This is a genomic window from Pseudomonas sp. NPDC087615 (assembly GCF_044743445.1).
Lineage (GTDB): Bacteria > Pseudomonadota > Gammaproteobacteria > Pseudomonadales > Pseudomonadaceae > Aquipseudomonas > Aquipseudomonas baetica_A.
The window spans coordinates 22819-49686 of the sequence record NZ_JBIUWM010000008.1 but is presented as its reverse complement, the minus strand read 5'-3'; the positions used below and the strand labels follow the sequence as shown (position 1 = coordinate 49686).

Here is a 26868-nt window from a genome sequence, read left to right as displayed (position 1 = left end):
TCAGCGCGTCTGAATCCGGCACTGCGCCAATCCTGCCTGCAGTTGATCGATATTCTGCGAGTCGGCGAAGATCAGCTCGATTCGCGAATCCTTTCGCCATTCACTGGTTTGCCAACTCAGCTCGGCGTTATTCAGAGCATTCGCCGAAAACCAACCGTCGGCGCTGTGGATAACCAGTTTGGTCCTTGCCCACTCAAGGCTCTCAAGCCAAACGGCTATTTGTTGCTTATCGAACGTCTGGCTCGGATGCCAGCGCCATCCCATGCTCCAACCGCCCTCCTGTGCCTGACTCAGGCAAATCGGTAGCGTCGGATCGCTCCAGACAGCCGGCATCTGCGCCAACCCTTTGGGCGCGACCCAGTTATCCACACCCGCCACCGCTTGCGCGGCCAGGCCTGGCAGTTCGCTCAAGGGCAGTTGCGCCTGTTGCGTCCAGATCAGCCTGACGGGCGGCAACTGACTGGCTATTTTCTGTCGGGCAATCCCATCCAGGCCTTCAGCCTTGTTCAGCAACAGTAAACCGGCACGGGCCAACGCTTGCTGTTGCGCTGCCGGCAGCGCATTACCCGCGTTGAGCGACTGGGCATCCAGCACCAGCACACACGGTTGTATCGCCAGTACGCCCTGCCATGGCGCCTCGCTCAGCTGTTCAAGTAACTGCGCGGGATGGCCCAGCCCGGATGGCTCGATAAACAGCCGATCCGGTTTGGCCTTGCGCAGTAAACGTCCAAGGCCGACCTGAAACGGCGCACCATTCACGCAACACAAACAGCCTCCGGCCACTTCACCCAGTGCGATACCATCGCCGTCGCGAGTCAACAGCGCAGCGTCCAGGCCGATCTGGCCGAACTCGTTGATGAGCACGGCCCAGCGTTCACCGACCGGTCGTTGCGCCATGAGCTGGCGAATCAGACTGGTCTTGCCGGCGCCCAAAGGGCCGGCGATGACATGGGTAGGAATGTTCTGCAACATGGCCGGGGATTTTCTGAGGAGAGCGAAGATGCGTTGGATGGGATGGTCGTTGTTGCTGATGCTGGTGTCGAGCGAAGTGTTGGCCCAAGCCTGCGTGGTGCGCAGCCAGGGCGAGCGGCTGGACGTCAAAGTCTGCCAGCAGAACCGCAACATCCCGGAAAAACTGTTCAACGACGGCTTTTGCCAACCCACGCTGGCCGGGCAGAAAGTCGAGGTGCAGTACGTCGATCAGTGCCCGACCGGAGCCTTCGGCGTTTGCAGCAACGCGCAAGTCGCCAATATGCCCTATCGCCAGGATACTCACTATTACGGCGTGGCCACTGATGCCGCTTATCTGCAGCCCTATTGCGAGGGGCAGAGCCACGGTAAATGGCTCAAGCCTTGAAGCGTTAGCCGAGCCAGTCGAGGGTGAGAATCAGCCGTCGCTCGCCGGCCGCCGGCTGGGGCGAGCGATGAATCAAGCCAAAACCTTCATTGCCGTGCCACTTCTCGCCCTTGAGTAGCGCGACTTCACCGCTGGCCAGTTGCTGGATCTGTGCCGAGTCTTGCGGCTGCGCGTTCGCCTGGCCCAGTTGCTGACGATCCATCGCACCTTCTTTGAGCCACTGGCTGCCGACACCCGCATACGTGCTGATCAGCCGCACCGGCACATGATCAACGTGGAAACGCGGACACATGGCCTTATCCAGCACCCGCAGACGCAAGCCGATACGCCGGGCGCCGAGCAGGCACGCGAAGGCGCTGACCAACCACTTCAGGTCTGCGATAAAGCCCTCGTAACCCTGCAGATCGCGCAATCCGCCCGCCAACCCGGCGAGATCCGGCTCGGCCTCTTCGTCAGCCATTTCCAGGCACAGCGACTCAGCCAAGGGTTCGTTGAGGGACAGCAGCAAATCAGCGAATTCGGCGATGTGCAGTGGTAGTTGCCGCTGCCAGACCGCGAGGTTGGTTTCGTCCTCAAGGATGCGTGTCAGCACTTTGGGCGTGGCCCCCCGATGCTGGTAGCGGGTGCGAGTTTGCAGCATTTTGAGCGCGAGCATCAGGCCGCCTCTTCATGCCAGGGGCCGAACGGATCCGGCATCGATCGCCAGCCTTCGACGCCGATGGCCATTTCATCATCGGTCAGCAAACACTCGTCGAGCTCGGCGGAAAGCTGCACGAAATCGATGTTCTGGCCGATAAACACCAACTCCTGACGGCAGTCTCCGACGCTGGCTGTCCAGTTTTCCATGATCGCTGCAGTACTGTCCTGATCCTGCGGCCATTGGTTTTTCGGTACGAAACGCCACCAGCGTCCGGCAAAACCATGGCGCATCAAACCACCGGCCTGAGACCAACTGCCCGCGTCAGTAGGCTTGCTCGCCAGCCAGAAGAAGCCTTTGGAGCGCAGCAGCTTGCCGTTGAGCCACGGACGATCAATGAAGTTGTAAAAACGTTGCGGGTGGAATGGCCGGCGCGCGCGATAAGCGGTAGAGGCGATGCCATATTCATCAGTTTCCGGGACGTGCTCACCGCGCAGTTCCTGCAACCAACCGGGGGCTTGCGCAGCTTTTTCAAAGTCGAAGCGACCCGTGTTGAGGATTTTTCCCAACGGCACTTCGCCCATGACCATAGGGATTATTTCGGCCTGAGCGTTGAGGCGCTTGAGGATGGCGATCAGTTGTTCGCGCTCGCTCTGGCTGATCAGATCGATCTTGCTGATCAGCAACACATCGGCGAACTCGACTTGCTCAATGAGCAGATCAGTGATGGAGCGCTCGTCCTCCTCACCAAGGGTTTCACCGCGAGAGGCAAGGCTTTCGGCGGCCTGATAGTCGAGGAGGAAATTCATGCCGTCGACGACAGTGACCATGGTGTCGAGACGGGCAATGTCAGCGAGGCTCTGTCCCTGCTCATCGCGGAAGGTGAAGGTCTCCGCCACTGGCAGTGGCTCGGAGATCCCCGTTGACTCGATCAACAAGTAATCGAAGCGGCCATCACGGGCAAGCTTGCTGACTTCCTCAAGCAAGTCTTCACGTAACGTACAGCAGATACAGCCGTTACTCATTTCCACGAGTTTTTCTTCGGCGCGGTTCAGGCTGACATCACGCTGGACTTCGCTGCCATCAATGTTGATCTCGCTCATATCATTGACGATGACCGCAACACGCAAACCGTTTCGATTACGTAGTACGTAATTCAAAAGTGTACTTTTACCGGCGCCGAGAAATCCGGAAAGTACGGTCACGGGCAATTCGGCTGACATTGGATAATCCTCATTAGATAGCAGCCGATCAACGCATAGGTTGCGCATGACGTTTTCTGGCCTCCCACGACAGGGTCATGAAAGGTGAACGCTTTAAATCGACCCGCTCAGGCTCAGTTCAAGCTGATGTTATAGTATAACAATATGAATAAGCCAGCCCCCTCCCGCCCTAAACGACGAAGAGCAGGAAGCTGCAACCCCTCTCACGCCCGGGAAACACTATGAAAAATGCGCTGAAATGCTCGTTGTTGAGCCTCATGCTGTTAATGACTGGCCGCGTTTGGGCGCAAATTCCGGAGATCGCCAAGTGCACGCGCAGCGCTAATCTGCTGGCCTGCGTCGATGCCGATGGCAACGCCTATAGCGTCAATACGGTAGGCAACACGCTCTATCTGCGTGGTTTTGAAAAGAGCAGCCAGCGTTACTGGGCGCAAACCAACAGTCGGTTCGGTCAACTGACGTTCTTCACCGGCGTCGCCTCCGACGGGGAAGCCTGGGTGGGCTATACCCGTCGGGTTGGTTGGACGACTATCAACCGCTTCTCCAGTTCGGGCGGTAGCAGCGCGAAGTTTACTTGCAGCCGAATCACCGGCTGCTAGGCCTGCGTTTTTTGCCGGGTCTGCTGCCACGCGAGGTAGCTGTCGATGGGTGGATTCTTTTCAAAGTAGCGCTGCAGCCCGTCAAATAAACCATCAGCGACGGCCTGTTGATGCCGCGTCGTGACCAGCCGCTGACTGTCACGCACGTTGGAAATAAAGCCTGTTTCCACCAGGATCGAGGGCACATCTGGCGACTTCAAAACCGCGAAGCCTGCTTGCTCGACGCGCTTTTGGTGCAGCGTAGTAATGCCTGCAAGACTGCCGAGAACCGTTTTCCCAAGCTGCAAACTAGCAGCGATCGTCGCGTTCATCGACATGTCGAGAATCACCCCGGCGAGCATCGGGTCCTTGTCTTTGAGATTAAGCAGGCTGGTGGCGCCGAGCAGATCGGCACCGTTTTCGCGTTGCGCCATGAAGCGGGCAGTCGCTGATGTCGCGCCACCTTCAGACAGGCAATACACCGACGCGCCAGAGGCCGTCAGACGCGGCGCCGCATCGGCATGTACCGAAATGAACATGTCGGCCTTGTGCTGACGAGCGATCTCGACACGCTTGCGTAAAGGCACGAAGAAGTCGTCGTTGCGCACCAGCTTCACGTCAAAACCTTTCTCTTTTTTCAGACGTTTGGCGAGCAATTTCGCGATGGATAACACCACATCCTTTTCCCGCTCTCCCTTGGCGCCGACTGCACCAGGGTCCTTTCCACCATGCCCAGGGTCGACAACCACGATGATGTCGCGCTTTGGATGAACCTTATCCAAGGATGTTTCACGTGGAACCATTGGCGCTGCAATGGACTGCTTTGCGCTGACCAAATCCAACACAAGCCGATGTCCCTGACCCTCCTGTGGCGCCAGAAGGAAGCTGTTAAGCAGTACAGGGCTGCTCAAATCGAGAACAATCCGCGTATCACCACGGCCAAAAGCGCCGGATCTGATAGATCGAATAACGGTGTTTTTTAACACTAGCTGACTGAAATCACCGCTGACACTCGCCCCACTCAAATCAATAATGAGCCGCTCCGGCGCACTGAGCGTGAAGGTTTTGTAGCGTACCGGTCCGCTTAAATCGAAGACCAAGCGCAGCCTTTCATCTGAACGCCAGAGTCGAGCGTTGCGGATCTGCGTAGCTGACGCACTGAAAGGGAGAGCGAAGGCCGCACTGGCCAGAATCAAATTGAGCAAGTGACGTCTGTGCATATGAAAGCCTGTTCATGAAAAAGGCATCGTGATTTGCATTGTTATAATGTAACATCAAATTCAATTAACACGATGGCCCCGAACATGAATTCGCTGACACTCCCGGATATCGCCGCGCAGGCGTCTCGCCAAGCTTTACCCCTCGAATGGGTGGGCATGTGCGGCATTGAGTTACCCGTGTTGCTAGAAGGCCAACGTCTGAGCGCCAAGGCTGATGCCGGTGTGAGTCTCGATGACGGTGAAGCACGCGGCATTCATATGTCGCGACTCTATGTGTCGTTAGCGGCCCTCGAACACACAAACCTCTCCCCCAATTTTTTGCGCCAAATACTCCAGCATTTTCTCGATAGCCATGACGGCTTATCCAAAAATGCCTACCTGAATATCCACACCGATCTGCTATTGAAACGCCCCGCATTGGTCAGCCCTTTGGCCGGGTGGCGATCCTACCCAGTCACCCTTTCAGCCAGTCTGAAAAACGATATGTTCCACGTGGAACTCAAAATTGACGTGAAATATTCCTCGACGTGCCCTTGCTCCGCAGCACTCGCGAGGCAGCTCATCCAGCAACAATTCATTGATGACTTCGCTAACAAACCGCTGCAACACGCCGATGTGCTGTCCTGGCTCGGTACAAGCCAAGGCATCGTCGCCACGCCACACAGCCAACGCAGTACCGCGCAATTACACCTGCACCTCGATGAATTTATCGATGAGCTGCCGTTGAGCACGATCATCAACGATGCTGAAGCAGCCCTCGGCACCGCCGTCCAAACCGCTGTGAAACGTGCTGACGAACAAGCCTTCGCCTTGACCAACGGACAGAATCCGATGTTCTGCGAAGACGCCGCTCGCCGGCTGAATCTGGCCTTACGCCGCTCACCAGGCGTCAACGCCTTTCACCTGCGAGTGATTCACGCAGAAAGTCTGCACGCCCATGACGCCGTCGCCGAAAGTCGTTGGCACCGGGAGAACGCATGATCCGCTGCCAATCCTTGAGCTGGGGCGCACCCGGCCAGCCGCTGACTTCGCCTCTGAGTCTCGAATTCGAAACAGGCAGTCTTACCGCGATCATCGGCGCTAACGGCTGCGGCAAAAGCAGTTTGCTGAAAGTGATCGCGGGCCTGCAAAAACCCTTGGCAGGCCAAGTCGCCCTGAGCGTTCCACGGCAGAGCGGGCTGTCCTTCCTCCCACAACAACAGCATCTGGATCGGCAATTCCCGATTAGCCTAGAGGAACTCGTGGCCGCCGGATTCTGGGGACGCAGACTGTCGACAACGTTGCGCGCTCAGCGCCTCAAAACCGCACTGGAAAACTGGCACCTTGGTGGACTTGAACGCCGTCCACTCATGGCGCTCTCAGGCGGCGAATTACAACGCGCCCTGCTCGCTCGACTGAGCCTGACGGACACACCTGTGCTACTGCTGGACGAACCCCACGCCGCACTCGATGAACTCGGTCAGCAGCTACTTTGGCAACACATCCACGCATGGCATGCAGAGGGACGCACACTCGTCGTGGTGTGTCATGACCTGAGCGCCGTGCGCCAACACATCCCCCAAACTTTGCTGATCAAAAACACCGGCTGCGTGTATGGACCGAGCGCCGAACTGATCCGGCAAACACCTCATACGCAGGTGGCCTGATGCTCACCGTCGCCCACTTCTGGCAGCCGTTCAGCGAGTTCGTCTTCATGCGTCGCGCCTTGTTAGGCGGGCTGGTATTGGCCTGCAGCACCGCCCCCCTGGGTGTGTTTCTGATCTTGCGACGCATGAGCCTGATTGGTGACGCCGTCGCCCACGGCATCCTTCCCGGCGCCGCATTGGGCTTCTGGTTCGCTGGTCTAAGTCTGCCGGCGCTGACACTCGGCGGCCTCGGTGCCGGTTTGACCATGGCCGGTCTCGCCGCATGGATCACCCGACGCACCGGCCTGCGCGAAGACGCCAGCCTGGCGGCGATCTATCCAATCTCCTTGGCCGCCGGCGTACTCATTCTTGGCGTAGCCGGCAAACGCCTCGACCTTTTGCACCTGCTGTTCGGCTCGGCCTTGGCCGTCGATGGGCCAACCCTCAATGGCATGTTGTGGGTCTCGGCGCTGAGCCTGATCGCCATGACGCTCATCTACAAACCGCTGCTGCTCGATACCCTCGACCCGCTATTTTTGAGAACCGTCAGCCGCCTCGGCCCGCTCGCCCATGGTGTGTTTCTGACGCTGGTTGTACTGAATCTAGTGATCGGTTTCCAGGCCATCGGTGCGCTGATGGTGGTCGGGCTGATGATGCTTCCCGCTGCGGCCTCACGATTCTGGAGTCGACGCCTACCCATCCTGATAGCCGTTGCAGCAACCCTGGGTTGCCTGTCGGTATGGCTCGGTTTGTTGCTGTCGTTCTATTACTCACTGCCCAGCGGCCCCGCCATCGTGCTGGTCGCCGGCGCGGCTTATCTGCTGTCCGTGGTGTTCGGACCGGTGCACGGCCTGCTGCGCCGCCCGCCTTTGCTCACATCCCAATGAGGTGTTTCCCGATGCGCGCTCTACTTGTGCTGTTCAGCCTGATGCTGTCGATGTCGTTGTCGGCGGCGGAAAAATTGCCAGTGGTCACCAGCTTCAGCATCCTCGCCGACATGGTGCATCAGGTCGGCGGCGAGCATATCCAGATCACCAACATGGTCGGCCCGGACGCTGACGCCCACACCTATGAGCCAACACCGGACGATGCCAAAGCCCTGCTCAAGGCCAAACTGATCATCAAGAACGGGCTCGGTTTTGAGCCATGGCTGGATCGTCTGGTGACCAGCACTGAGACCAAAGCCCCGGTCGTCAGTGCCAGTCACGGCGTGATTCCACGCTCGCTGGACGAGGACGGCGAGACCGTTCCCGACCCACACGCCTGGCACAATCTGGCCAACACTGAGCTGTACATCGCCAACATCACCAAAGCACTGATCGCGGCTGACCCGGCGAACAAAGCCGATTACGAGCGCAACAGCAAAACCTATCTGAAGCAAATCTACGCCCTCCTCGCCGAAGCCAAGGCCAAACTGGGTTCGCTACCACCGGGCAATCGCAAGATCGTTACTAGCCATGATGCCTTCGGTTACCTCGGTCAGGCCTACGGTATCGACTTCATGGCTCCCCAGGGGCTGTCGACCGAGCGCGAACCGTCCGCCGCAGAAGTCGCTGCACTGATCACCCAGATCCGCCAGGCCCACGTCAAAGCGGTGTTCATGGAAAACATCAAGGACGCCCGCCTGCTCAAACAGATCGCCGACGAAAGCGGCGCGCACATCGGCGGCACGCTTTACTCGGACGCCCTCGCCGCGAGTGGCCCGGCCAGCACCTTCACCGGCTTGTTCGAATACAACCTCAACACCCTTTACGACGCGCTGAGCCGACCATGATCCGCAAAAATCCTTCAGGCGATTTACCGCAAATTGCCGAGTCGGCCTATGTCGACAAAACCGCGATCATCTGCGGCAAAGTGGTGATCGGCGAAAACGTCTTCGTCGGCCCGTACGCGGTCATCCGCGCGGACGAGGTGGATGCATCGGGCGGGATGGAGCCGATCACCATCGGCGCCAATTCGAACATTCAGGACGGTGTGGTGATCCACTCAAAATCCGGTGCAGCGGTGACCATCGGCGAGTTCAGCTCCATCGCACACCGCTCGATCGTGCACGGCCCGTGCGTGGTCGGCGACCGGGTATTCATCGGCTTCAACAGCGTGTTGTTCAACTGCGTGGTTGGCAGTGGCTGCGTGGTACGCCATAACTCCGTGGTCGATGGTCGCGATTTGCCAGACGCGTTCTATGTGCCCTCCACCACCCGCATCGGCCCGAACACCGACCTGTCGTTATTCGCGCCGGTGAGTGTCAGCGCCTCAGAGTTTTCCGAAGACGTGGCGCGTACCAACGTCGATCTGGTGCGCGGCTATAAAGCCCTGCAGAACGAGTTCTGACCCCTCATTTTGATAAGGTTTTAAAGACGCGTTCACGAACAAGCCCGCAGCCACAAGGTCAACACTAGACCTGTGGCTGCGGGCTTGCTCGCGAAGGATTTAAGTTCTTGGTTTGACAGCGCCGCAATCCTGGCCCAGCCATACCGCGCGGGTTTCCAGACTACCCTTCTGATTGATACCGATGGCGTTGAATGTACCGTTGGCGACCGTGGTGAATTCACGATCACTGAGGAACGTGGCCACACCAGTGCCCTGCGCTCTCGGGCAACTGAAGCGGAATTTCCATTGGTTGCCGCTACGGTCGGTGATCTGCTGTTTGCAGCCCGATTGCGGATCAGCCAACGGAATATCATCGGTCGCCACTTGTTGCGGCGTCAGACAGGCGCGGATGCCTTTACCGCCAATATTGATCCCGTTCTTTTCCAGCGCTGCCCGCTGTTGGGGAGTCATCTGCCCCTGGAGTTGGCCAAGGATCGATTGCACATCCATCGGTTGATCATCGACTTTCACATTGCTCGAGGTCATTTCCCACAGACCCGGTTGCAGCATCTGCGCCTGAGCCATCACCGGCATTGCCAAACCCAGGCCCAGCGCCAAACCCAGCAGACGAACATTCATCGATAAACTCCTGATCAGTAGTGGCCGTTAGACGTCGGCCGATTGCTTCGGTTCATGCACCAATTAAATAGCGACATTCGCGATAGAACATGGTCTGTTAAGCATTGAATCTTGCGGAGCAAGGCTGCCCCATGGATTATTTTGGACCGCACATTTTCGGTTATATGATCGCCCTGATACACACCCTCGGATTGATCGCCGCGATTCATGCGGTGCTGACCGTGCGCACGGCTCAGGGCTCGATCGCTTGGGCATTGTCGCTGATCTTCATTCCTTACCTGACGCTTATTCCTTACCTGGTGTTCGGCCGCAGCACGTTCGATGGCTACATCAAAGCGCGACGCCAAGCCAACGAACAGATGCGTCAGGCCATCTCCGAACTGAACTGGCGTCCATGGGTAGAAGAAGCCCTGACCGCCCGTGCCTCGAATGCCTATGCATCGCTACGCGCCATGCCCAAACTGGGCCGCATGCCGTGCCTGGCAAACAACGAAGTACAGTTGTTGGTGAACGGCACAGACACCTTCGAGGCGATTTTCCATGCCATCGATCAAGCCCGGGAAGCGGTACTGATCCAGTTCTTCATCATTCATGACGACCGACTCGGCCAACGCCTGCGCGATTTGCTGCTCAAGAAAGCCGCTGAAGGCGTGACCATCCATTTGCTCTTCGACGGCATCGGCAGCCACGCCCTGCCCCACAGCTATGTGCAGGCATTGCGTGATGGCGGCGTCGAAGTCAAAGCCTTCGCCACACGCAGCGGCTGGCTCAACCGCTTTCAGGTCAATTTCCGTAACCACCGCAAAATCGTCGTGGTCGATGGTGTAATCGGGTTTGTCGGCGGGCATAACGTCGGCGATGAATACATGGGGGAGAAACCAACGTTGGCGCCATGGCGCGACACGCATGTGAAGGTGCGAGGCCCGGTGGTGGCGTGCATGCAGGAATCCTTTGCCGAAGACTGGTTCTGGGCCGCGCGAACGTTACCGCCGCTCATCTTGCCGGATGAGTACCCCGACGATGGCGTGCTCTGCCAACTGCTCGCCAGTGGGCCGGCGGATGCTTACGAAACCTGCTCTCTGTTCTTCGTCGAAGCCATCCACGCCGCGACGGAGCGGGTGTGGATCACCAGCCCTTACTTCATTCCAGACGAAGCCGTATTCGCGGCGTTAAGGCTGGCGGTTTTACGCGGTGTGGATGTGCGCTTGCTGCTGCCTTCGCGTCCCGATCACCGTATCGTCTATGCCGCCTCTAGCCTCTATGCGTTTGAAGCCGTGCGCGCAGGCGTGCGCGTATTCCGCTACCAACCGGGGTTCCTGCATCAGAAAGTCGTGTTGATCGACAGTGAGATCAGCGCCATCGGCAGCGCCAATCTGGACAACCGCTCGTTCCGGCTGAATTTCGAAGTGATGCTGCTGACCGTCGACAGCGATTTTGCCGCCAGCGTGGAACACATGCTCAACGAGGATTTCGAGCAAGCCTTTGAGATCGCCAAAGAAGAAAGCCGGAAGATCCACCGCCTGCAACAGGTCGGCATGCGGATCGCCCGGCTTATTTCACCGATTCTCTAAACGCTCCCTCCTACAGATTGAGGGAGCGGCGGTTATCAAGGGTGGTAGATGTCGTCACGGGTCCAAGGCAGTTCGTGGCTGCCATCGGCGTGCGCTTTCACCGCGAGAATCTGGTGCAGATTGATCCAGCCATGCGCGAATGCGTAAGCACAGCCAGCCAGGTACAGGCGCCAGATACGCAACGCCTGATCAGGCACCAGTTTCGCGGCGGCTTCGAGGTTGTCCTCCAGCCGCTCGCTCCAGTGATCCAGCGTACGTGCGTAATGCAGGCGCAGGCTTTCGACGTCGACAATCTCCAGTCCGGCTTCGCTGATCTCGCCCGAGATCATTGCCAGGTGCGGTAGCTCGCCGTTGGGGAATACATATTTCTCGATGAACTCCCCGGCACCACGCCCCACCGGACGGCCATCGGTATGCTTGGCGGTGATGCCATGGTTCATCACCAGACCGCCCTCCTTCACCGCGCCAAACAAGGTTTTACAGTACTCGGCGAGATTGGCGTGGCCGACGTGCTCAAACATACCGACGCTGACCACTTTGTCGAAACGCCCGTCCTGGGGCAGATCGCGGTAGTCGAGCAGTTGCAGTTCGATCAGGTCTTCCAGGCCTTCGGCTTTCACCCGCTCGCGGGCCAGTTCCAGTTGCGCGTTGCTCAGGGTGATACCCAATACCTTGGCGCCGAACTCCCGGGCGGCGTAGCGCGCCAGGCCGCCCCATCCACAACCGACATCGAGTAAATAGTCGCCTGGCTGCAAACGCAGCTTGCGGCATAGATGACCGAATTTGGCTTGTTGCGCCTGTTCAAGGGTTTCGCTGCCAGTCTCAAAATAAGCGCAGGAGTACGCCATGTCGCTGTCCAGCCAGAGCTGGTAGAACGCGTTGGACAGGTCGTAGTGATAGGAGATGGCTTTGGCGTCGGTTTCCTTGTCGTGCAGCGAGCGTACCGGGTTGCTGTCGTCATCCTCATTGAGCAAAGCGCTGCTCCACTCGTCACAAACACGGATGACCTCGGCAATCGAGCCCTCCAGTTCGAGCTTGCCCTCGACGAATGCAGCCCCTAGCGCATCAAGGCTTGGGTGGGTCAACTGCGAAACCATCTGGGGATCCTTGACCACGATGGTGACACTGGGCGATGGCCCGAGATTGAACTCATGGCCATCCCAAAGTCGCAGACGAAGCGCAAGCTGCAGATTCTGTAAGGCCGGTGGAAGTTGCGCGAGCATGGAAATCCCCCTTGTTTCAGACGTCGAATCTGAGGGTAGACCATCCTGGAAAAATAGCAGGCTATCGATTTAATTAGCCTTATCTATTGTTGCAGACGCTCTAACAGGCCTTCCTGCACCCACTGTTTCAACCAGGTCACGGCCTGAAGTGGAGCGCCCTCTTCATAGATGACTGCTAACTCGGCGCACAGTTCGGCGAAACTCCAACCTTCGTTTACCAAGCCATTCAGAGCATTGGCCTCGGCAGATTCCAGACTGCGGTAATGACAGATCAGATCGTTGCGCCAGATCAGGTAGATCTGAGGGGTTTGGAGTGGCTGGCTGGTAGGGAAATCGGTTTGTTCTTTAACGGAACGCCACAGGGCGACGCTGTTGAACCGGCATTCCAGCCACTGAACGCAAGGCGCGAGTTTGACCCGCAGCACTGGCCATTCTTGCGCGGACAGCGTCGTCATGGTTTCGAGATTTAACGGCTCACCCGCTGGCGCATCGAAAGCCAAAGTGAATGCCCACTCGAGCGTGGCCATTTCAGCCAAAGGCGCACTGTGTTCAGGCACCAGATGCTCGCGAATAAACCCTTCGAAACCTTTACCCAACCAACGCAGGCTGTAATGCGCCGACGGGTATTGACGCAGGTACGCGGTGGCGAGCGAGTCGAACTCATCGTCGCCCATCCAGTACCAGATCACCGGAAAATCGTTGCGCAACACTTCCAGTAGTCGGGCCTGATAAGCGTTGTGATAGATCGCCAGACCGGTGCCGACATCCAGCGTAGGCCCGCCGATCAGGCTGGCGCCCAGCAGCGGTTGGGCTGTGGCCGCCTCATCCAGCAAATACGACTCGAATGCCAATTGCCATTCTTTCAGGCGCATTGCTGTCTCCCGGCCAGAACCCTTTCACCCAGCGCCCGGGCCTTTTGCAGCTCATCGAGCAACTCTTCAAAAGGCGGAAAGTGATCGTCACGTTCCAGCAAAGTAGCCACCGGCCCGAAGTGCTCCAACGTACGTTGATACAACGCCCAGACGGGGTCGCTCACCGGTTGGTCATGGGTATCGATGACGTAATCGCCGTAGTCGCTGTGTCCCGCCAGATGCAGTTGACGCACCTTGTCGGTCGGCAGGCTTTGAATGAACGTCCACGGATCGAAACCATGATTGCGGGAGCTGACGTAGACATTGTTGACGTCCAGCAGTAACTCACAACCGCTCACCCGACTCAGGACAGCAAGAAACTCCCATTCAGTGAAATCATCCGAAGCGCCGCGGACATAGCTGGAGACGTTCTCCAGCACCAACGGCCGCTGCAAAACGTCCTGAACGTGGCGCACGCGTTCGGCAATGTATTCAAGACTTTCTTCGGTGTAAGGCAGAGGCAGCAAATCGTGCAACTGATGAGCGTTGCCGCGACTCCAGCACAAGTGATCAGAGATCCACGCGGGGTTGACCCGTTCGGCCAGTTGCTTGAGTTGTTTCAGATAGTCCACATCGAGGGCATGTGGCCCGCCGATGGAGAGGGAAACGCCATGCATCACCAGCGGATAACGCTCGGCAATGGCGTCCAGGTGATACAGGGCTTTACCGCCCTGCACCATGAAATTTTCGGAGACCACTTCAAACCAGTCCACGTTCGGCGACTGTTCGAGGATCTGCTGGTAGTAAGCGCTACGCAATCCCAGGCCATAGCCGAGGAAGGGGTCAGAGGCGGACATGTGCAGACTCCTGTTAAAAAGTGGCCGCAGTGGCGTGAGCCACTGCGGCGGCACTTGCCGGTCAGTTATTCGCCGACCTTGCCACCTGCTTCTTCGCAAGCTGCTTGAGTCATGGCTTTGAAACCCTGGCCTTTGCAGGAGCCTTGGCCTTTGCAAGCATGGTCTTTGGTTTTGCAGTCGTTCTGGCCTTTGCAGGCAGTCACGCCGTAGCAGTGAACGTTGGCATCAGCGGCCATCGCATTGGTGGCGACACCGGCAAACAGAGTGGCAGCGGCCAAAGCGAGAGCGGCACCAGCAGCAGCGGTCTTGATAGTCATTTTTCTTATCCTCGGTAATCGTCAGGGATGTCGGCTGGACGGTTTGTTCAGTCCCGACATAGCACTAGAGAGCGCTACCCCGACGGCGTTACAGAGGCCTCAAAAAAAATTTAAATATCTTCTCTGAGCTTGAGCAACGGCTCCTGAAAACGCAGCAAACGCCCGGCGTTGCCCAGCACCAATAGCGTACTGAGGTTATGCAGCAACGCGGCAATCATCGCCCCGGCTGCCCCCAGCCAGCCGAATGCGGCAAACACGACGATGGCCAGCGTCCAGCCCAGACCGATGATCACGTTGACCTGCAATGTCCTGCGGCATTGACGGCTTAATCGCACGCAGGTACCGAGCCGACGCAGATCACTGCCGATCAGCACGATGTCCGCCGACGCCAACGCAATATCCGCACCACCCGCCCCCATCGCGACGCCAACCACGCCAGCCTTGAGCGCGAGCGAATCGTTGATGCCGTCACCGACCACCATCGGCCGGAAGCCGTTGTCGATTTCCTTGAGCACGCGATTGAGTTTGTCCTCGGGCAAGGCTTGGGCTTGAACCTCCTGCAAACCGACATCCCTGGCCAAGGTCTGGGCGACGCTTTGCCGATCACCGGTCAGCAACAACTGCCGGCCCAGGCCCAGCTCTCGTAATTCGCCAAGCGCAAAACGCGCTTCCGGTTTGACCGTGTCGGCCAACAACAACCACGCGAGAAACTCACCGTTCAGCGCCAGGCCGGCAATCGGTCCGTCATGTTCAGGAATCGGCGTGGTGGCGATAGCCAATTGCGCGAACAACTCCGGCCGCCCGAGTGCCGCCTCGCCTTGCCCGGTCATGGCGACGACACCAAGCCCCTGCCGCTCATGTATCTCGGTGAGCGACAAATATCCTTCCTGGCTAACCAACCCGGCGAGCGCACGACTGACCGGGTGACTACTCGCCGCGCCAAGACTGGCGGCCAGCGCCATGACACTGGTTGAGTCCGCCCGGGGACTGCTGATCGACTGTAAGCGCAAAGTGCCGTAAGTCAGGGTCCCGGTTTTGTCGACCACCAGGGATGTGAGGTCGGCCAACTCTTCAAGGAACGCCGAACTGCGGATCAGTATCCCGTGGCGCGCCGCCACCGCAACACCGGCAATCGCCGTGGCCGGTGCCGACAACACCAAGGCGCACGGACACGCCGCCACCAGCACCGCGAGCATCGCCTGCGCATCGTGGGTGATAAACCAGGTCACCGCCGCCAGCAGCAACACCAGTACCATGTAGCTGCCGGCATAACGTTCGAGCAACCGGGTGATCGGCGGCTTCGAGCGCTCGGCGTTTTGCATCAGTGCGATAACTTTACCCAGGGTCGACTCATCGCCCGTACGGGTCACTTCGACGCGCAGCAAACCGTCGAGATTGATCGCGCCACCGAATACGGTCATACCGACACCCGCCTCAACCGGTACGGACTCACCGGTAATCGACGCGGTATCGAGGCTCGCTTGACCGCAAAGAACCCGACCGTCCGCCGGGACGCGATCACCGGCACGCACCTCAACCGTGTCGCCGGATCTGAGCGTGCCGTTGTCCACTTCGATGATCGAACCGTCAGCCTGAATCTTGCGCGCATGGCTGCGGGTCAATTGACCGAGGGCGTGAATCGCTTCCTGCGAACCGATGACACTGCGCTCCTCCAGCACATGACCAAAGATCATGATGATCGGCAGCAGCGCCGCCGTCAGCAGATCGCCCGTCGCCCAGGCCCCCAACATCGCCAGGGCAATCAGTTGATCGGTAATGCCGTGCAGGCTCGGATAACGCAGGCTGTACCACGCCGAGCGCATGACCGGTACGGCCACCAACACAGAAGCAAAACCGAGCAGCAACTGACTGACGCCGGTTTGTTCCGGCACCTGCCAACGCCAGATCAATCCCAGGCCAAGCAGACCGAGCGCGAGCATCGCCAAGGTCAATTGCCTCGCGGCGCGGCGTTGTTCGGCCGAGGACAACAGGCTCGGTGCAGCAGTGGTCGCACTCATTTACTGGCTCCCTGAATGATCAGGCGGGAATCGTCTTTCGGATCGACCGTGGTCACCGATCCGGCCTGAGCGAGAATCTTCGGCATACGCTCACGGTAAATCCGCAAGAGCATTTGCGGGTCGGTGCCTTGTTGCTGCGCCTTGGCCAGACTCAGCACTGTGGCGGTGTCGGCGGACGCTTTTGCCAGACGTTCGCCGGCCTGGGCATGGGCAACTTGCAAGGTGCGATCGGCTTGTTCGTTGGCGGTTTGGGTGAGTTTCTCCGCGTCTGTGCGCGCATTGGCCACGGCTTTATCGGCTTGTTGGCTGGCGGTCAAAACCGCATTGAAGGCACTGACCGCAGGGCCTGGCAGACTCGATTGCACATCGACTCGCGCCACTTCAATTCCGATGCCCTGCCCGCTCGCCTTCAACTCGGCCAAGCGTTTGTTGATGCCTTGCACCAGATCACCGCGCAACCGTTCACGGCGTTCAGCGGCCTGATTGTCGGCGCCGATCAGTTCCGGACGGGCGACCAGAATGGTGTCCAGATCGCGCGCGGCTGTTAGCGCCACAGCACTGCGCGTGACCAGACGATCCAGCGCCGGCAGCACATGATCACCCTGAAGCACGAAGTCATACGGATCGGTCACCTTGTAAAACACCCGCACATCCAGTTGCACCACACCCGCATCACCGGTCAATAAATAACCAGAGCCGGCCAGCGCATCGCTCAAAGGCGTGGCGAAAGAGGCGACCCGGTCAGCCTTCAGCGCCTCCTCCGAGCGCAGAAGATTCTCCACTCGACGCTCGATCACCCGATCCGCTGCCGGCAGCAAAACCACCTGCTCGAACGGCTGCGGCCATGCCAATAACAGACCGGCATTCTGAACGCGATCCAGCGCGCCAAAATGCAAAACCACGGCGCGATTCTGCGGGTCGATTTGCCGCACATTGGAAAACGCCCAAGCCAATGCGGCCAACACCGTCACCGCATACAGGGAGAGAAACGCCAAACGTCCTGCCTGAATCCATGGACTGCTCAGCGAATGTGTTCCACGTGGAACTTCTTCATTCATGGCTGCGATCCGGATTTGCTGTCGAGCGTTGGTGGGCCATCGACGAGCACGCGGAATGGCGCGGCATCGGTGCGCAGGATCAGTTTGGTGTCTGGCGTAACGATGGTGCCGAGGGTGTCGAGCGAACGCAGCACGTTGTAAAGCTGCGGAGAGCCGGCATAGGCACGACCGTAGATTTGCGCGGCTTCGACGCGGGATTGTGCTTCGATGTCCGCCGCTTTCACCGTTGCATCTGCCTGAACAATTCGCGCATCGCGCTCGGCGGCAGAGCGGATTTGCGCCGCTTCACGCTTGCCGATGGCCGTGCGCTCAGTGGCGATGGTTTCACGCTCAGCGCGCATCCGATCAACCGTGGCGGTGAGCGTCACCGACGGCAACGTCAGCCGCTCAATACCCACCTGCACAACGCGCACACCGTAAGTGGCGAGCAATTGCTGATCGATCTGCTGACGCAATTGCGCTTCAAAATCAGCAATGCGCACCTGACTCGCGTCGGTGTTCACCAGGTTCGCCAGATCAAAACTGCTGGCCGTGGTCTCGAGTGCCGAACCGACAAACGTGCGGATCTGCCGGGCTGCTTCGTCAGGCTGGTTCTGCACCGCACGCATAAAGCGTTGCACATTGTCCGGATCGCCCTGCACCTGCCAAGCGACATAAGCCTGAACGATGATGCGCAAACCGTCGCGGGTACCGACATCCTGCAAGCCGCTGGAGGTGGTACGAAGGCGCAGATCCACCGGAATCGCCGCTTCGAACGGCGCCGGCCAGCGCCAGCTCAATCCTGGATCAAGCAACACCCGCGATGGATTTCCGAAGCGAGTGATCACTGTGGCTTCACCGGAGCGAACTTGCACCAGGCTCGCAGCCGCAATGGCGAACGCGACCAGCAACACCGCCCAGCCCATGCGCCGCCATGGAAAGGGCCCTGCTTCAGCCGGATCACCGTGGTGATGATGTCCATGGTGATGGTGATGCCCGCCGTGGCCGTGATCGTGGCCGCTGTGGTCATGATGATCGTGAGTGTGCGACTGGCTCAATGGGCAACTCCTGGTTGAGCGGTGGTGCGCGCGGGCGTCGGGTCAGCCGGCAGCGTGAACGTACGCAGGTCGATGGTCGGCGCGTTGCTGCTGCCGCCCAGACGATGGTCAAGAATGAGCAGTTTGGCTTTGCTCAATCCAAGGCTGAGTTGGCTGAGGTATTGCTCCAGCACAAACGCCTGGCCAGCACTGGCAAAGGCTTTTTGCTCAGCGCTGAATTTCAGATCCGCCGCCTGCGCCGTCGCGTTGATTTCACGCGCATTGGCGCTGGCTTGGTCGCGAGCAAGACTGGCCTGCAACTGCGCCTGATTGCTCGCTTCTGCGGCAGCGCCACGCTCACGGGAGATCAGCGCCTGCGCGCCGATCTGCGCGGCTTGCACGCTGTGATAAGCATTGGCGGCACCGGCCGGCGGATGAATCGCCTCGACCACCGTGGCGAGAATCTCCACGCCACTGTCGAGTTTGTGCAGATCACGTTGCACCGCACGACCGATCTCTTCGGCCAGCCCTGCCCTGTCCTCACCGAGCAAACCGTCGAGGGTACGCGAGGCGAAATCGTGCACCAGAATCCGGCTGGCGGTGCTGCGAATCAACGTCGGTACATCGGCGCTGTTGTAGGTGGCGGCGAGCGCTGCCTGATCGCTCAGACCAATGCGATAGATGAAACGTACGTCCATGTTGACGATCTGAAAGCTCTGCTGCTCGCCGCGACTGCTGGCAATGACCTGGGATTTGTCGTTGACATGACTGGCATCCCACAACCGGTTGGCCGTCATCGGCGCCGGCCCTTCAGCAGGGTCGAGTTGAGCCGGTGCCGGGTTCTCACCAACACTGGTTGCCAATTCATGCACCACACCGTTTTCGACGCTCAACACGCGCCCCAACGGCCACGGCAAACCCGCGTGCAAACCGGGGCCGAAGACCTGCACCGGTTTACCGAAACGCTCGTAGATGCCCCGGCCTTGCAATGGAATTTCGTGGAGGCCGGTCAGCAACCAACCCACTGCCACCACCAGCGCCAACACCGGCAAAAACGCCCGGCGCATGTAACTGAACGCCCAGATCTGACGCAGATCGATACCGAAACGGTTGTGTAATTCATGCTGCAACGCGAGCAGCGGTTGTGGCGGCCAGTGCAGCATGTCGGCGACAAAACTGCGGGCCAGCAGCGTCGGCTCAAGCTGTTCACGACGAGGGCTGAACACCGACAATACAGCGCGTAATAGCAACTCGATCGCTACCATTCCCGGCAAGATACCCACCAGCACGGCCAAACGAATTGGCCACACCGCCTGCTCACCGGCGAACAACAAGCACAGCGCGCCCACTATCAGGCTGATGATCGCCACGCGGGTCAGTTGCGCGAGTGATCCTGCTTCAGGCCATTGGGCAGGATTTTCCTGCGCCAGTTGCCGCTCCATCACCAGCAAACCGAACGCCAGCAGCAACGCCAATGCCGCACCTACCGTGGCAGACAACCCGACAGCCGCCGGCGGCAATGCGAGGTTCCACACCTGTTCGATGCTGAGCATCACCAAGAGCGCCCAGCCGCCCAGCCACAAAGTCGCTGCGCCGATCAGGCCTAGCAGGTGCAAACCGCGCTGACTCAGGCGATCCAGCCATCGTTCGTACCAGCCATTCGGCTCAGGCCGCTCCTCATCAGCAAGCGACGTCGGCACCACCGGATTGATCACCCGCTCGCGCCATTGCGTCACCGACCACGCCGATTGCAGCCCGGCAACCAGCACCAGCAGCGCCGCGCTTTGACTCACTAACAGCGGTAGCCACACCGATTGCGGCGCAAACAGCGCGACAAAAAACGCCAGAACCCAACCCACTCCGGCCACGGCGCCGAGACCGATCGCCACCCTGCGCAATCGTCGACCTTGTATGGCCGCCTGCTGAAAGCGCGGCAGTCCGGTCACTTGCGTGCCATCAACCTCCAGATCGACTTGCATATCACCCCGAAATCATTGGTTCACTCTTCATATCGTTACGATATAACGAAAAGCGTGAAATATTCGTACACAATCACGCTTATTCAAAAACGCTCAACCTGTCGCTTGACTGAAGCCTTGACCGAAATACCCGGAAACGCACATATTACGTTCGTAATTTTATTCGAGAACTACCTTTAGCCATCCGCATCCATCAATGAGGAGCAAGCGCATGAGCAACTATGACGTGGTGATTCTGGGCGGCGGTCCCGGCGGTTATAACGCGGCCATCCGCGCTGGACAGTTGGGCCTCAAGGCTGCCTGCGTTGAAGGCCGGGCAACCCTCGGCGGCACCTGCCTGAACGTCGGTTGCATGCCATCCAAAGCCTTGCTGCATGCTTCCGAGCTGTACGACGCAGCGATGGGCGCGGAGTTCGCCAATCTCGGGATCGAGGTCAAACCGACGCTGAACCTCGCACAGATGATGAAACAGAAAGACGAGAGCGTGACCGGCCTGACCAAAGGCATCGAGTTTTTGTTTCGCAAGAACAAGGTCGACTGGATCAAAGGCTGGGGCCACATCGACGGCCCGGGCAAAGTCACGGTGACAGGCGACCAGGGCAGCACGATCGAGCTGACCGCCAAGGACATCATCATCGCTACCGGCTCAGAGCCCACTCCCCTGCCGGGTGTCGACATCGATAACAAACGCATCCTCGATTCCACCGGTGCGTTGTCCCTGAGCGAAGTGCCCAAGCATCTGGTGGTGATTGGCGCCGGCGTGATCGGTCTCGAACTCGGTTCGGTGTGGCGGCGTCTCGGCGCCCAAGTCACCGTGGTCGAATTCCTCGACCGCATCTGCCCCGGTGTCGATGCTGAGGCTGGCAAAACCCTGCAGCGCTCGCTGAGCAAACAAGGCATCGCGTTCAAATTGAGTTCGAAAGTCACCAGCGCCACTTCATCGGCCAACGGTGTTCAACTCAGTGTCGAGCCAGCGGCCGGTGGCACCGCTGAGTTACTGGAAGCCGATTACGTCCTGGTGGCGATTGGGCGCCGGCCCTATACCCAAGGCCTGGGCCTGGAGAACGTCGGTTTGAGCACCGACAAGCGCGGCATGCTGGCCAACAAGCAGCACCGCACCGAAGCGCCCGGCGTGTGGGTGATCGGCGACGTGACCTCAGGCCCGATGCTCGCGCACAAGGCCGAAGACGAGGCGATGGCCTGCGTCGAGCAGATTCACGGCAAGGCCGGTGAGGTCAATTACGATCTGATCCCTAACGTGATCTACACCAAACCGGAACTGGCCAGCGTCGGCAAGACCGAAGAACAGCTCAAGGCTGAAGGCCGCGCCTACAAGGTCGGCAAGTTTCCGTTCACCGCCAATAGCCGGGCGAAGATCAATCACGAAACCGACGGTTTTGCCAAAGTCCTCGCCGACGAGCGCACGGACGAAGTGCTCGGCGTGCATCTGGTCGGCCCGAGCGTGAGTGAAATGATTGGCGAGTTTTGTGTGGCGATGGAGTTCAGCGCATCGGCCGAGGACATTGCCCTGACCTGCCACCCACACCCGACCCGGTCCGAGGCGCTGCGTCAGGCGGCGATGAATGTGCAGGGGATGGCGACGCAGATGTAAGCGCTGGCAGGACTATCGCCTTCGCGAGCAAGCCCGCTCCCACCCTGGGAATGCAATCCTCTGTGGGGGCGGGCCCTCAATCACGTAGAACTGCACGATTAAGCAATCCGTGGTTTAAAAAACTGAACCCCTACAGTTTGCTCGCCAAACGAGCCACTCGGTCTAGAGCGCAAGATGCCCCAACGGCAGTGCCCCCGGCGTCTTCACGGTGTGAATCGCGAAGTTGCTGCGAATGTCGCTCACCCCCGGCAACTTCAACAGACACCCCGTGAGAAAGCGGTCATACGCCCGCAGATCCGGCACCACGACCTGCAGCAGAAAATCCGACTCTCCTGACACCAGAAACGCCGAAATCACCTCGGGCAATGCCGTGACCGCCTGGTAAAACGCCTCGGCCTGTTCCTCGTTGTGTCGCTCGACCTTGACCCCGACAAACACCGTCAGCCCCAACCCCACCTCATCGCGATCGAGATTAGCCTGATAGCCGCGAATCACTCCCGCCTCTTCCAGCATCCGCACCCGACGCAAGCACGGCGATGCCGAGAGGCCGATCTCATCCGCCAGTTCGACGTTGCTCAGGCGTCCGTCCCTTTGCAGAGCGGCGAGAATCTTGCGATCAAAGGCGTCAAGTTTCATGTTTGGCAGATTCCGATAGTCATGGCGCTGAAAGCCAGCAGGTTATGCCAATTCCAAGCGTATTTGAAGCTGACTACGCAAGCACCTGCCCCACCCTTCGGCCCTAGACTGGCGTCACCGAATCGCCAATCAAAGGGGTGTAGCGTGGCAAGTCTCTGGCTGTTTTTCCTGGCATTGGCTGTGGTCTATTTGTTGCCCGGCCCGGACATGATTCTGTTGCTGCAGACCGGCGCCCGTCAGGGACGTGGCGCGGCACTGGCCACCGCGATAGGCCTGGCGATTGCCCGAAGCTGTCATGTGGCGTTGGCGGCGTTGGGGCTGGCGGCGCTGTTCAAGGCTGCGCCATGGACGTTCGAAGTGGTACGGCTGGCCGGGGCGGCGTATCTGTTGTGGATCGGCATTCAATGCCTGCGCAGCACGCTGGTGCCGAACTTGAATGCCAACGACATTGCCGAGACTCGCGGGCAATGGCGTGAAGCGATCCGGCGCGGGCTGCTGACCAATCTGCTCAACCCCAAGGCGTTGCTGTTCTGCTCAGTGTTGTTGCCGCAATTCATCGTCGCCGACGGCGCACCGGTACTGAGCCAATTCGCCCTGCTCGGCGCGATGCTGGTCGGCGCAGGCTTGCTGTTCGACAGCGCCTACGCCCTGACCGGCGCCGCACTGGGCCGTTGGCTGCAACACAGTCCAACGGCTCAACGCGTGCAGCAATGGCTGTTCGGCGGTTTGTTGATCGGCTTCGCTGTGCGCCTGGCGTTTATCCAGCAGGCTTAGCCTTTGCGCCCCTTGCGCTGGCGCCGGGTGATCAGCAATAACGCGGCGCCGACACCCAACACAATCGCACCGATCTGCACCGGCCACTTGTACGGCCGCAAGGTGTCGCGCACGGCATCAGTCACCTGGGTGACGTAACGCTTATCGGCGTTCTCGAAGTCCGGGTATGGGCATTGATTGCCGAAATCCACAGCCCACGGCACGTACGGCCCTTCCTTCACATAACGCTGATACAGCGTGCTCTGATCGTCCGGGCTGCTGTTCCAACCGGCGGCGTTGCACAGCACGGCAGCAAACGCCTGACTGGTGTGCGGCAGATTATCGGCGGCTTTACGGGCCAGCTCGGTGGCGACGAAACGGTAGTGATAACGCTGATCCGGTTGCGCTTCACTGGCTTTCTGACGTTGCAATTCGGCGTCACTCACCAGAGGACCGACTGTAAGTTCGGCCGTCTCCAGGCTGTAGTTGCCACCGAACGTGGCGTAGTCCGGGGCCATCTCGTAACCGAGGATATCCATGCCCCACTCGCGGGCCGTCCACGCCGCGTTGTACAGCGCACTGGCGCGCTTGGTCGGCCACCACGCGGCGTCAGCCTTCATTCGTTGCTCGCCGTAGAGTCGGGCCTTGTTCTGCAGATCGGCACTGTCGAAATACCCGACTGCCTGCGCGTAATGGCCTTCGCGCAGCAAACGTCGACCGAGCAGATCGCGCAGGCGTGCAGCAACCGGCAGCGGCACATAGTTGTCACGTTCCTGCTGGGTCAGCGCCGGCGGGGCCGGTACGTTTTCGTCGACATACTGTTTGAGTTCATCGACCGTCAGCACACGCTCAGCGACCGTCGCGGCATCAAACCAATAGATGTCATTGCTGCGATACAACTGCACAAAGGCTTGCAGGTATTCGCCCCGTTGCAACGCCAGAATCGCACTCTCGCCCTCGACCCGACATTTGGGCTGCACACTTTCATACGCCCAGTCCGGCGTGCGTCGATAACCCCAGTCTTCGTTCTGCGGGAAGGCCTGCGCCGCTTTGGCGTAGGCTGCGGCGGCGGCGTTTTTATCGCCATCGCGCACCGCCAGTTTTGCCCGTAACCACCAGGCCAATCCGCCATTACCCGCGTTTTCGAGGAAGGCCTTGGCGCTGGCGTAATCACCCTGTTGATAATTCAGCGCCGCTAGCCGATCGGCGTTTTCCAGGCTGCCGCGCGTGCTGTTCTGCAGCAGTTTGATGAGTTTTTTCTCGTTCGGCGGTTGCTCATCAAATGACCAGCCAACGCGGCTGATCAACGACGCCGTGACCAGTTGCTGCACCGCTTTGCGTTGCAACCACTTCGCCAGTTCTGCTTCGGGCAACTCGGCCAGTTCATTCATCACCTGTTTCAGCGAGGTGTAACCCACGGCGGAACCGTGCAGGTTTTGCGCTTCATACAGTTCGATGGCGCCGCTCCAATCGCCAGCGGTGCGCAACACCCGCGCCTCTTCACCAAGGCTGGCAACCCCCAATTCCAGCGGGTCACTGAAGCCGTCGATGCTCATCTGCCGGGTTTGGCGGAACGCTTCGCGCGATTGCTCAAGCGCCTGAACCGCGTCGTCCATCTCGCGGCTCATGGCAAACCAGGTGCGCCCCAAGGAGTACGCGGCCCACGTGCTGCGCAATGGACGTTGATCGGCCGGCAGCGCCAGCAACTTGCCAAAATATTCGACCGCCAGTGGATGATCGCCCGTCGCAAACGCCACCGCGCCCGCCACGTATAAACGCACTTCCAGCGGCAGGCTGGCGCCCTGCACCTCAACCTGACGCGCATCGGTCAGACCGCGCAGTTGCTTGACCAGCGTTTGCTGTTCGGCGGTCAAACCGACCTGTTCGGCTTTATCGCGTGCCTCATTCGGCTCGCTCGCTTCACCGTACAGATCATTGGGATTGTATGTGGCGGCAGTGACGTTTTTCAGCCCGGCGATGGTTTTGCCGAGGCGGCTGATCTCAAAGTTGAAGTTGCCTTCAGGCAGATCCGCCAGCGTCTGCCCACGATTGTCGAGCAGGCGCATCGGGAAGTCCGGGCCGCAGGCCAGCGCCGAACCCAGCGGCAGGCTGAGGCTCAGGCAGAGCAGATGGCGGGGCCAGTTACGGGTCAACATGCGAACCTCCTTGATCAATAATTGCGCAACGCGCCCAACCGATGGCGCGCTGCCCGTCCGCAGGCAAGCGGCCGTCGCGCAAGCGGGTGAAGGTAAGCAGATCACGACTTTGTTGCAACGAGTATCCGGCGAGCGCATCGGCGCCTTCGCAGTCCCGGGCTTTGAGGGTGATGCGGGCGGGCCAAGCGCTGTCGAGGTTGCCGACATTGGCGAGGCTGATGTCGTAGAGGCCATTCTGTTCGCTGAGGCTCAGGCTGAGTTGGCTGTGCAGCGCATCACCCCGGGCAACGGCGCGCAGCGTGGTCAAGCTCCAGGCGCGGCGGTCGTTGGCCAACGGCAAGCGAAACCAGATCAGCCCAGCCAGATGCGCAGGTGGGTCTTCACGCAATTGCTTGGCGAGTCGGCTCAATGGCACGGGATCGGCAAGCAATTCGCGGCGCTGACCGCCGCGCTCAAGCGGCACTTCGCTTTCCACCACTGGCGCGCCACCGGCATCCGGCAACAGCGCCACCCCATAGGCCGGCAGCGCCAGATAGAACGGTTTGTCAGAGACTTTGCCCCAGGCCTGGGCCCAACGCTGCGCCTGCTCAGCGTCGAACAGACCGCGGCGCGGGTCACTGACGGCATGCACTTGCAATACGCTGCTGTCGACCGAGGCCAGCAATGTCGGCAGTTGTGCACTGTCGAGCCACGCCGGCAGCGCGGTCATGCTCAGGGGTAAAGACGCCGGCAGTGCCGAGCGCAGTTCGCGGAGAAATTGCGCGTAGGCCGGCAGCCGCGCATTACCGGCATCGTGGTCGATCTCCACGCCACTGAGGGTCAGGCCCAACGCCTGCCAATCATTGACCAGTTGAAGGATCTGCGCCGTAACCTGCTGTTGATCCAGCCCCTTGAGTTGCCCATCGAGACGAATCACCGCGATCAACGCACGCCCATCGTTCTTCAACAACGCAGGATCAATGCGTGCCCGGCTCCATCCAGCGTTCGGGAACGCTTGCAGCGCCAGCACCCGCAGGGTGGAAAAATCACGTCGGCTCTCGCGCAACGCCGCCTCATGGGCCGGCGTCCACTGGCGTTGCCAGACGTAGAGTTGTTGATCGAGCGGCGGCGTGTCCCGCTGTTCGCAAGCGGACAGCAAGATCAGTGCAACCAGAACCACAATAAACCGCATACCTTGCTCAATCCCTGACAACTCAAGGCTGCAAGGTTACACAAAACCCTGCGCCAAAAGG

Annotated in this window: 26 protein-coding genes; 10 read left to right on the top strand and 16 right to left on the bottom strand. The window is 59.5% G+C overall.

Annotated elements, in window-relative coordinates:
* Positions 1–972 carry a CobW family GTP-binding protein gene (locus tag ACIOU6_RS06415; protein WP_401134788.1) on the bottom strand — a complete coding sequence of 324 codons (972 nt, stop codon included), beginning with the start codon at positions 970–972 and terminating at the stop codon, positions 1–3.
* A gap of 28 nt (positions 973–1000) precedes the next feature.
* On the opposite strand from ACIOU6_RS06415, the gene ACIOU6_RS06410 reads away from it, so the two are divergent.
* Entirely contained in the window at positions 1001–1357 is a 357-nt protein-coding gene (locus ACIOU6_RS06410) for an NADH:ubiquinone oxidoreductase (protein WP_221731863.1), read from the top strand.
* Between the two features lie 4 nt (positions 1358–1361).
* On the opposite strand, the gene ACIOU6_RS06405 is transcribed toward ACIOU6_RS06410, so the two are convergent.
* Both ACIOU6_RS06405 and zigA read right to left on the bottom strand, forming a co-directional pair.
* Complete coding sequence (locus tag ACIOU6_RS06405; RefSeq protein ID WP_401134785.1) at positions 1362–2012, bottom strand: DUF1826 domain-containing protein; 651 nt, start codon at positions 2010–2012, stop codon at positions 1362–1364.
* Entirely contained in the window at positions 2012–3217 is a 1206-nt protein-coding gene (zigA, locus tag ACIOU6_RS06400; protein ID WP_221731861.1) for a zinc metallochaperone GTPase ZigA, read from the bottom strand. Before zigA ends, ACIOU6_RS06405 begins: the two co-directional genes overlap by 1 nt.
* A gap of 221 nt (positions 3218–3438) precedes the next feature.
* Between zigA and ACIOU6_RS06395 the strand changes: the two genes are divergently transcribed.
* The gene (locus tag ACIOU6_RS06395; protein WP_221731860.1) at positions 3439–3816 is read left to right on the top strand and encodes a glutamine synthetase; all 378 of its coding nucleotides are present in this window, start codon (positions 3439–3441) and stop codon (positions 3814–3816) included.
* On the opposite strand, the gene ACIOU6_RS06390 is transcribed toward ACIOU6_RS06395, so the two are convergent.
* Positions 3813–5015, bottom strand: a complete 1203-nt coding sequence (locus tag ACIOU6_RS06390; protein WP_401134781.1) for an N-acetylmuramoyl-L-alanine amidase — start codon at positions 5013–5015, stop codon at positions 3813–3815. The two genes, ACIOU6_RS06395 and ACIOU6_RS06390, sit on opposite strands and share 4 nt — an antisense overlap.
* 84 nt (positions 5016–5099) lie before the next feature.
* On the opposite strand from ACIOU6_RS06390, the gene folE2 reads away from it, so the two are divergent.
* The 5 genes from folE2 to ACIOU6_RS06365 are packed head-to-tail and all read left to right on the top strand — an operon-like array spanning position 5100 to position 8971.
* Entirely contained in the window at positions 5100–5996 is an 897-nt protein-coding gene (gene folE2 / locus ACIOU6_RS06385; RefSeq protein WP_401134779.1) for a GTP cyclohydrolase FolE2, read from the top strand.
* Positions 5993–6661: a metal ABC transporter ATP-binding protein gene (locus ACIOU6_RS06380; RefSeq protein ID WP_401134777.1), complete on the top strand. Its 669-nt coding sequence runs from the start codon at positions 5993–5995 to the stop codon at positions 6659–6661. Before folE2 ends, ACIOU6_RS06380 begins: the two co-directional genes overlap by 4 nt.
* A complete protein-coding gene (locus tag ACIOU6_RS06375) occupies positions 6661–7527 on the top strand; it encodes a metal ABC transporter permease (RefSeq protein WP_221731856.1) in 867 nt (288 codons plus the stop codon). Before ACIOU6_RS06380 ends, ACIOU6_RS06375 begins: the two co-directional genes overlap by 1 nt.
* 11 nt (positions 7528–7538) lie before the next feature.
* Positions 7539–8414 (top strand): metal ABC transporter substrate-binding protein, encoded by an 876-nt coding sequence (locus ACIOU6_RS06370; protein WP_221731855.1) that lies wholly within the window; start codon positions 7539–7541, stop codon positions 8412–8414.
* Positions 8411–8971: a carbonate dehydratase gene (locus tag ACIOU6_RS06365; RefSeq protein WP_221731854.1), complete on the top strand. Its 561-nt coding sequence runs from the start codon at positions 8411–8413 to the stop codon at positions 8969–8971. Before ACIOU6_RS06370 ends, ACIOU6_RS06365 begins: the two co-directional genes overlap by 4 nt.
* Before the next feature lie 99 nt (positions 8972–9070).
* Here ACIOU6_RS06365 and ACIOU6_RS06360 read toward each other — a convergent pair whose 3' ends face one another.
* Complete coding sequence (locus tag ACIOU6_RS06360) at positions 9071–9589, bottom strand: DUF3617 domain-containing protein (RefSeq protein ID WP_221731853.1); 519 nt, start codon at positions 9587–9589, stop codon at positions 9071–9073.
* A gap of 131 nt (positions 9590–9720) precedes the next feature.
* Here ACIOU6_RS06360 and cls point away from each other — a divergent pair, with 131 nt between their 5' ends.
* Positions 9721–11160: a cardiolipin synthase gene (cls, locus tag ACIOU6_RS06355; protein ID WP_401134771.1), complete on the top strand. Its 1440-nt coding sequence runs from the start codon at positions 9721–9723 to the stop codon at positions 11158–11160.
* A 35-nt stretch (positions 11161–11195) separates the two neighbouring features.
* Here the strand turns inward: cls and cfaB are convergent, their stop codons facing one another.
* From cfaB to hflK (ACIOU6_RS06315), 8 genes are all read right to left on the bottom strand, one after another.
* The gene (gene cfaB, locus ACIOU6_RS06350) at positions 11196–12383 is read right to left on the bottom strand and encodes a C17 cyclopropane fatty acid synthase CfaB (RefSeq protein ID WP_221731851.1); all 1188 of its coding nucleotides are present in this window, start codon (positions 12381–12383) and stop codon (positions 11196–11198) included.
* An 83-nt stretch (positions 12384–12466) separates the two neighbouring features.
* Positions 12467–13255, bottom strand: a complete 789-nt coding sequence (locus tag ACIOU6_RS06345) for a putative DNA-binding domain-containing protein (RefSeq protein WP_401134768.1) — start codon at positions 13253–13255, stop codon at positions 12467–12469.
* Positions 13246–14091: a DUF692 domain-containing protein gene (locus tag ACIOU6_RS06340; protein WP_401134765.1), complete on the bottom strand. Its 846-nt coding sequence runs from the start codon at positions 14089–14091 to the stop codon at positions 13246–13248. Before ACIOU6_RS06340 ends, ACIOU6_RS06345 begins: the two co-directional genes overlap by 10 nt.
* Positions 14092–14156: 65 nt before the next feature.
* Entirely contained in the window at positions 14157–14408 is a 252-nt protein-coding gene (locus tag ACIOU6_RS06335) for a hypothetical protein (RefSeq protein WP_401134762.1), read from the bottom strand.
* A gap of 110 nt (positions 14409–14518) precedes the next feature.
* Positions 14519–16426: a heavy metal translocating P-type ATPase gene (locus ACIOU6_RS06330; RefSeq protein WP_401134759.1), complete on the bottom strand. Its 1908-nt coding sequence runs from the start codon at positions 16424–16426 to the stop codon at positions 14519–14521.
* Complete coding sequence (hflK, locus tag ACIOU6_RS06325) at positions 16423–17484, bottom strand: protease modulator HflK (RefSeq protein WP_401134757.1); 1062 nt, start codon at positions 17482–17484, stop codon at positions 16423–16425. The genes ACIOU6_RS06330 and hflK (ACIOU6_RS06325) overlap by 4 nt, the downstream gene beginning before the upstream one ends.
* Positions 17481–18521: a protease modulator HflC gene (hflC, locus tag ACIOU6_RS06320; protein WP_401134754.1), complete on the bottom strand. Its 1041-nt coding sequence runs from the start codon at positions 18519–18521 to the stop codon at positions 17481–17483. Before hflC ends, hflK (ACIOU6_RS06325) begins: the two co-directional genes overlap by 4 nt.
* On the bottom strand, positions 18518–20479 hold the full coding sequence (hflK, locus tag ACIOU6_RS06315) for a protease modulator HflK (protein ID WP_401134751.1): 1962 nt from the start codon (positions 20477–20479) through the stop codon (positions 18518–18520). The genes hflC and hflK (ACIOU6_RS06315) overlap by 4 nt, the downstream gene beginning before the upstream one ends.
* A gap of 211 nt (positions 20480–20690) precedes the next feature.
* On the opposite strand from hflK (ACIOU6_RS06315), the gene lpdA reads away from it, so the two are divergent.
* Positions 20691–22091 (top strand): dihydrolipoyl dehydrogenase, encoded by a 1401-nt coding sequence (gene lpdA / locus ACIOU6_RS06310; RefSeq protein WP_401134749.1) that lies wholly within the window; start codon positions 20691–20693, stop codon positions 22089–22091.
* A gap of 162 nt (positions 22092–22253) precedes the next feature.
* Here lpdA and ACIOU6_RS06305 read toward each other — a convergent pair whose 3' ends face one another.
* On the bottom strand, positions 22254–22727 hold the full coding sequence (locus tag ACIOU6_RS06305; protein ID WP_221731842.1) for an Lrp/AsnC family transcriptional regulator: 474 nt from the start codon (positions 22725–22727) through the stop codon (positions 22254–22256).
* Positions 22728–22871: 144 nt separating this feature from the next.
* On the opposite strand from ACIOU6_RS06305, the gene ACIOU6_RS06300 reads away from it, so the two are divergent.
* Positions 22872–23501: a LysE family translocator gene (locus ACIOU6_RS06300; RefSeq protein ID WP_401134747.1), complete on the top strand. Its 630-nt coding sequence runs from the start codon at positions 22872–22874 to the stop codon at positions 23499–23501.
* On the opposite strand, the gene ACIOU6_RS06295 is transcribed toward ACIOU6_RS06300, so the two are convergent.
* On the bottom strand, positions 23498–25636 hold the full coding sequence (locus ACIOU6_RS06295) for a hypothetical protein (protein WP_401134744.1): 2139 nt from the start codon (positions 25634–25636) through the stop codon (positions 23498–23500). The genes ACIOU6_RS06300 and ACIOU6_RS06295 overlap by 4 nt on opposite strands.
* Positions 25623–26807 (bottom strand): DUF3142 domain-containing protein, encoded by a 1185-nt coding sequence (locus ACIOU6_RS06290; RefSeq protein WP_401134742.1) that lies wholly within the window; start codon positions 26805–26807, stop codon positions 25623–25625. The genes ACIOU6_RS06295 and ACIOU6_RS06290 overlap by 14 nt, the downstream gene beginning before the upstream one ends.
* Positions 26808–26868 lie beyond the last annotated feature (61 nt).

Excerpts from the sequence above, each read along its gene's own strand:
- ACIOU6_RS06290 (WP_401134742.1), bottom strand. The coding sequence starts at position 26,807 with ATGCGGTTTATTGTGGTTCTGGTTGCACTGATCTTGCTGTCCGCTTGC.
- ACIOU6_RS06405 (WP_401134785.1), bottom strand. The coding sequence starts at position 2,012 with ATGCTCGCGCTCAAAATGCTGCAAACTCGCACCCGCTACCAGCATCGG.
- ACIOU6_RS06360 (WP_221731853.1), bottom strand. The coding sequence starts at position 9,589 with ATGAATGTTCGTCTGCTGGGTTTGGCGCTGGGCCTGGGTTTGGCAATG.
- hflK (WP_401134757.1), bottom strand. The coding sequence starts at position 17,484 with ATGAATGAAGAAGTTCCACGTGGAACACATTCGCTGAGCAGTCCATGG.
- ACIOU6_RS06380 (WP_401134777.1), top strand. The coding sequence starts at position 5,993 with ATGATCCGCTGCCAATCCTTGAGCTGGGGCGCACCCGGCCAGCCGCTG.
- ACIOU6_RS06340 (WP_401134765.1), bottom strand. The coding sequence starts at position 14,091 with ATGTCCGCCTCTGACCCCTTCCTCGGCTATGGCCTGGGATTGCGTAGC.
- ACIOU6_RS06295 (WP_401134744.1), bottom strand. The coding sequence starts at position 25,636 with ATGTTGACCCGTAACTGGCCCCGCCATCTGCTCTGCCTGAGCCTCAGC.
- ACIOU6_RS06345 (WP_401134768.1), bottom strand. The coding sequence starts at position 13,255 with ATGCGCCTGAAAGAATGGCAATTGGCATTCGAGTCGTATTTGCTGGAT.
- ACIOU6_RS06365 (WP_221731854.1), top strand. The coding sequence starts at position 8,411 with ATGATCCGCAAAAATCCTTCAGGCGATTTACCGCAAATTGCCGAGTCG.
- ACIOU6_RS06410 (WP_221731863.1), top strand. The coding sequence starts at position 1,001 with ATGCGTTGGATGGGATGGTCGTTGTTGCTGATGCTGGTGTCGAGCGAA.
- ACIOU6_RS06395 (WP_221731860.1), top strand. The coding sequence starts at position 3,439 with ATGAAAAATGCGCTGAAATGCTCGTTGTTGAGCCTCATGCTGTTAATG.
- ACIOU6_RS06370 (WP_221731855.1), top strand. The coding sequence starts at position 7,539 with ATGCGCGCTCTACTTGTGCTGTTCAGCCTGATGCTGTCGATGTCGTTG.
- lpdA (WP_401134749.1), top strand. The coding sequence starts at position 20,691 with ATGAGCAACTATGACGTGGTGATTCTGGGCGGCGGTCCCGGCGGTTAT.
- folE2 (WP_401134779.1), top strand. The coding sequence starts at position 5,100 with ATGAATTCGCTGACACTCCCGGATATCGCCGCGCAGGCGTCTCGCCAA.
- ACIOU6_RS06305 (WP_221731842.1), bottom strand. The coding sequence starts at position 22,727 with ATGAAACTTGACGCCTTTGATCGCAAGATTCTCGCCGCTCTGCAAAGG.
- hflK (WP_401134751.1), bottom strand. The coding sequence starts at position 20,479 with ATGCAAGTCGATCTGGAGGTTGATGGCACGCAAGTGACCGGACTGCCG.
- ACIOU6_RS06335 (WP_401134762.1), bottom strand. The coding sequence starts at position 14,408 with ATGACTATCAAGACCGCTGCTGCTGGTGCCGCTCTCGCTTTGGCCGCT.
- ACIOU6_RS06390 (WP_401134781.1), bottom strand. The coding sequence starts at position 5,015 with ATGCACAGACGTCACTTGCTCAATTTGATTCTGGCCAGTGCGGCCTTC.
- ACIOU6_RS06415 (WP_401134788.1), bottom strand. The coding sequence starts at position 972 with ATGTTGCAGAACATTCCTACCCATGTCATCGCCGGCCCTTTGGGCGCC.
- ACIOU6_RS06330 (WP_401134759.1), bottom strand. The coding sequence starts at position 16,426 with ATGAGTGCGACCACTGCTGCACCGAGCCTGTTGTCCTCGGCCGAACAA.
- zigA (WP_221731861.1), bottom strand. The coding sequence starts at position 3,217 with ATGTCAGCCGAATTGCCCGTGACCGTACTTTCCGGATTTCTCGGCGCC.
- cfaB (WP_221731851.1), bottom strand. The coding sequence starts at position 12,383 with ATGCTCGCGCAACTTCCACCGGCCTTACAGAATCTGCAGCTTGCGCTT.
- cls (WP_401134771.1), top strand. The coding sequence starts at position 9,721 with ATGGATTATTTTGGACCGCACATTTTCGGTTATATGATCGCCCTGATA.
- ACIOU6_RS06375 (WP_221731856.1), top strand. The coding sequence starts at position 6,661 with ATGCTCACCGTCGCCCACTTCTGGCAGCCGTTCAGCGAGTTCGTCTTC.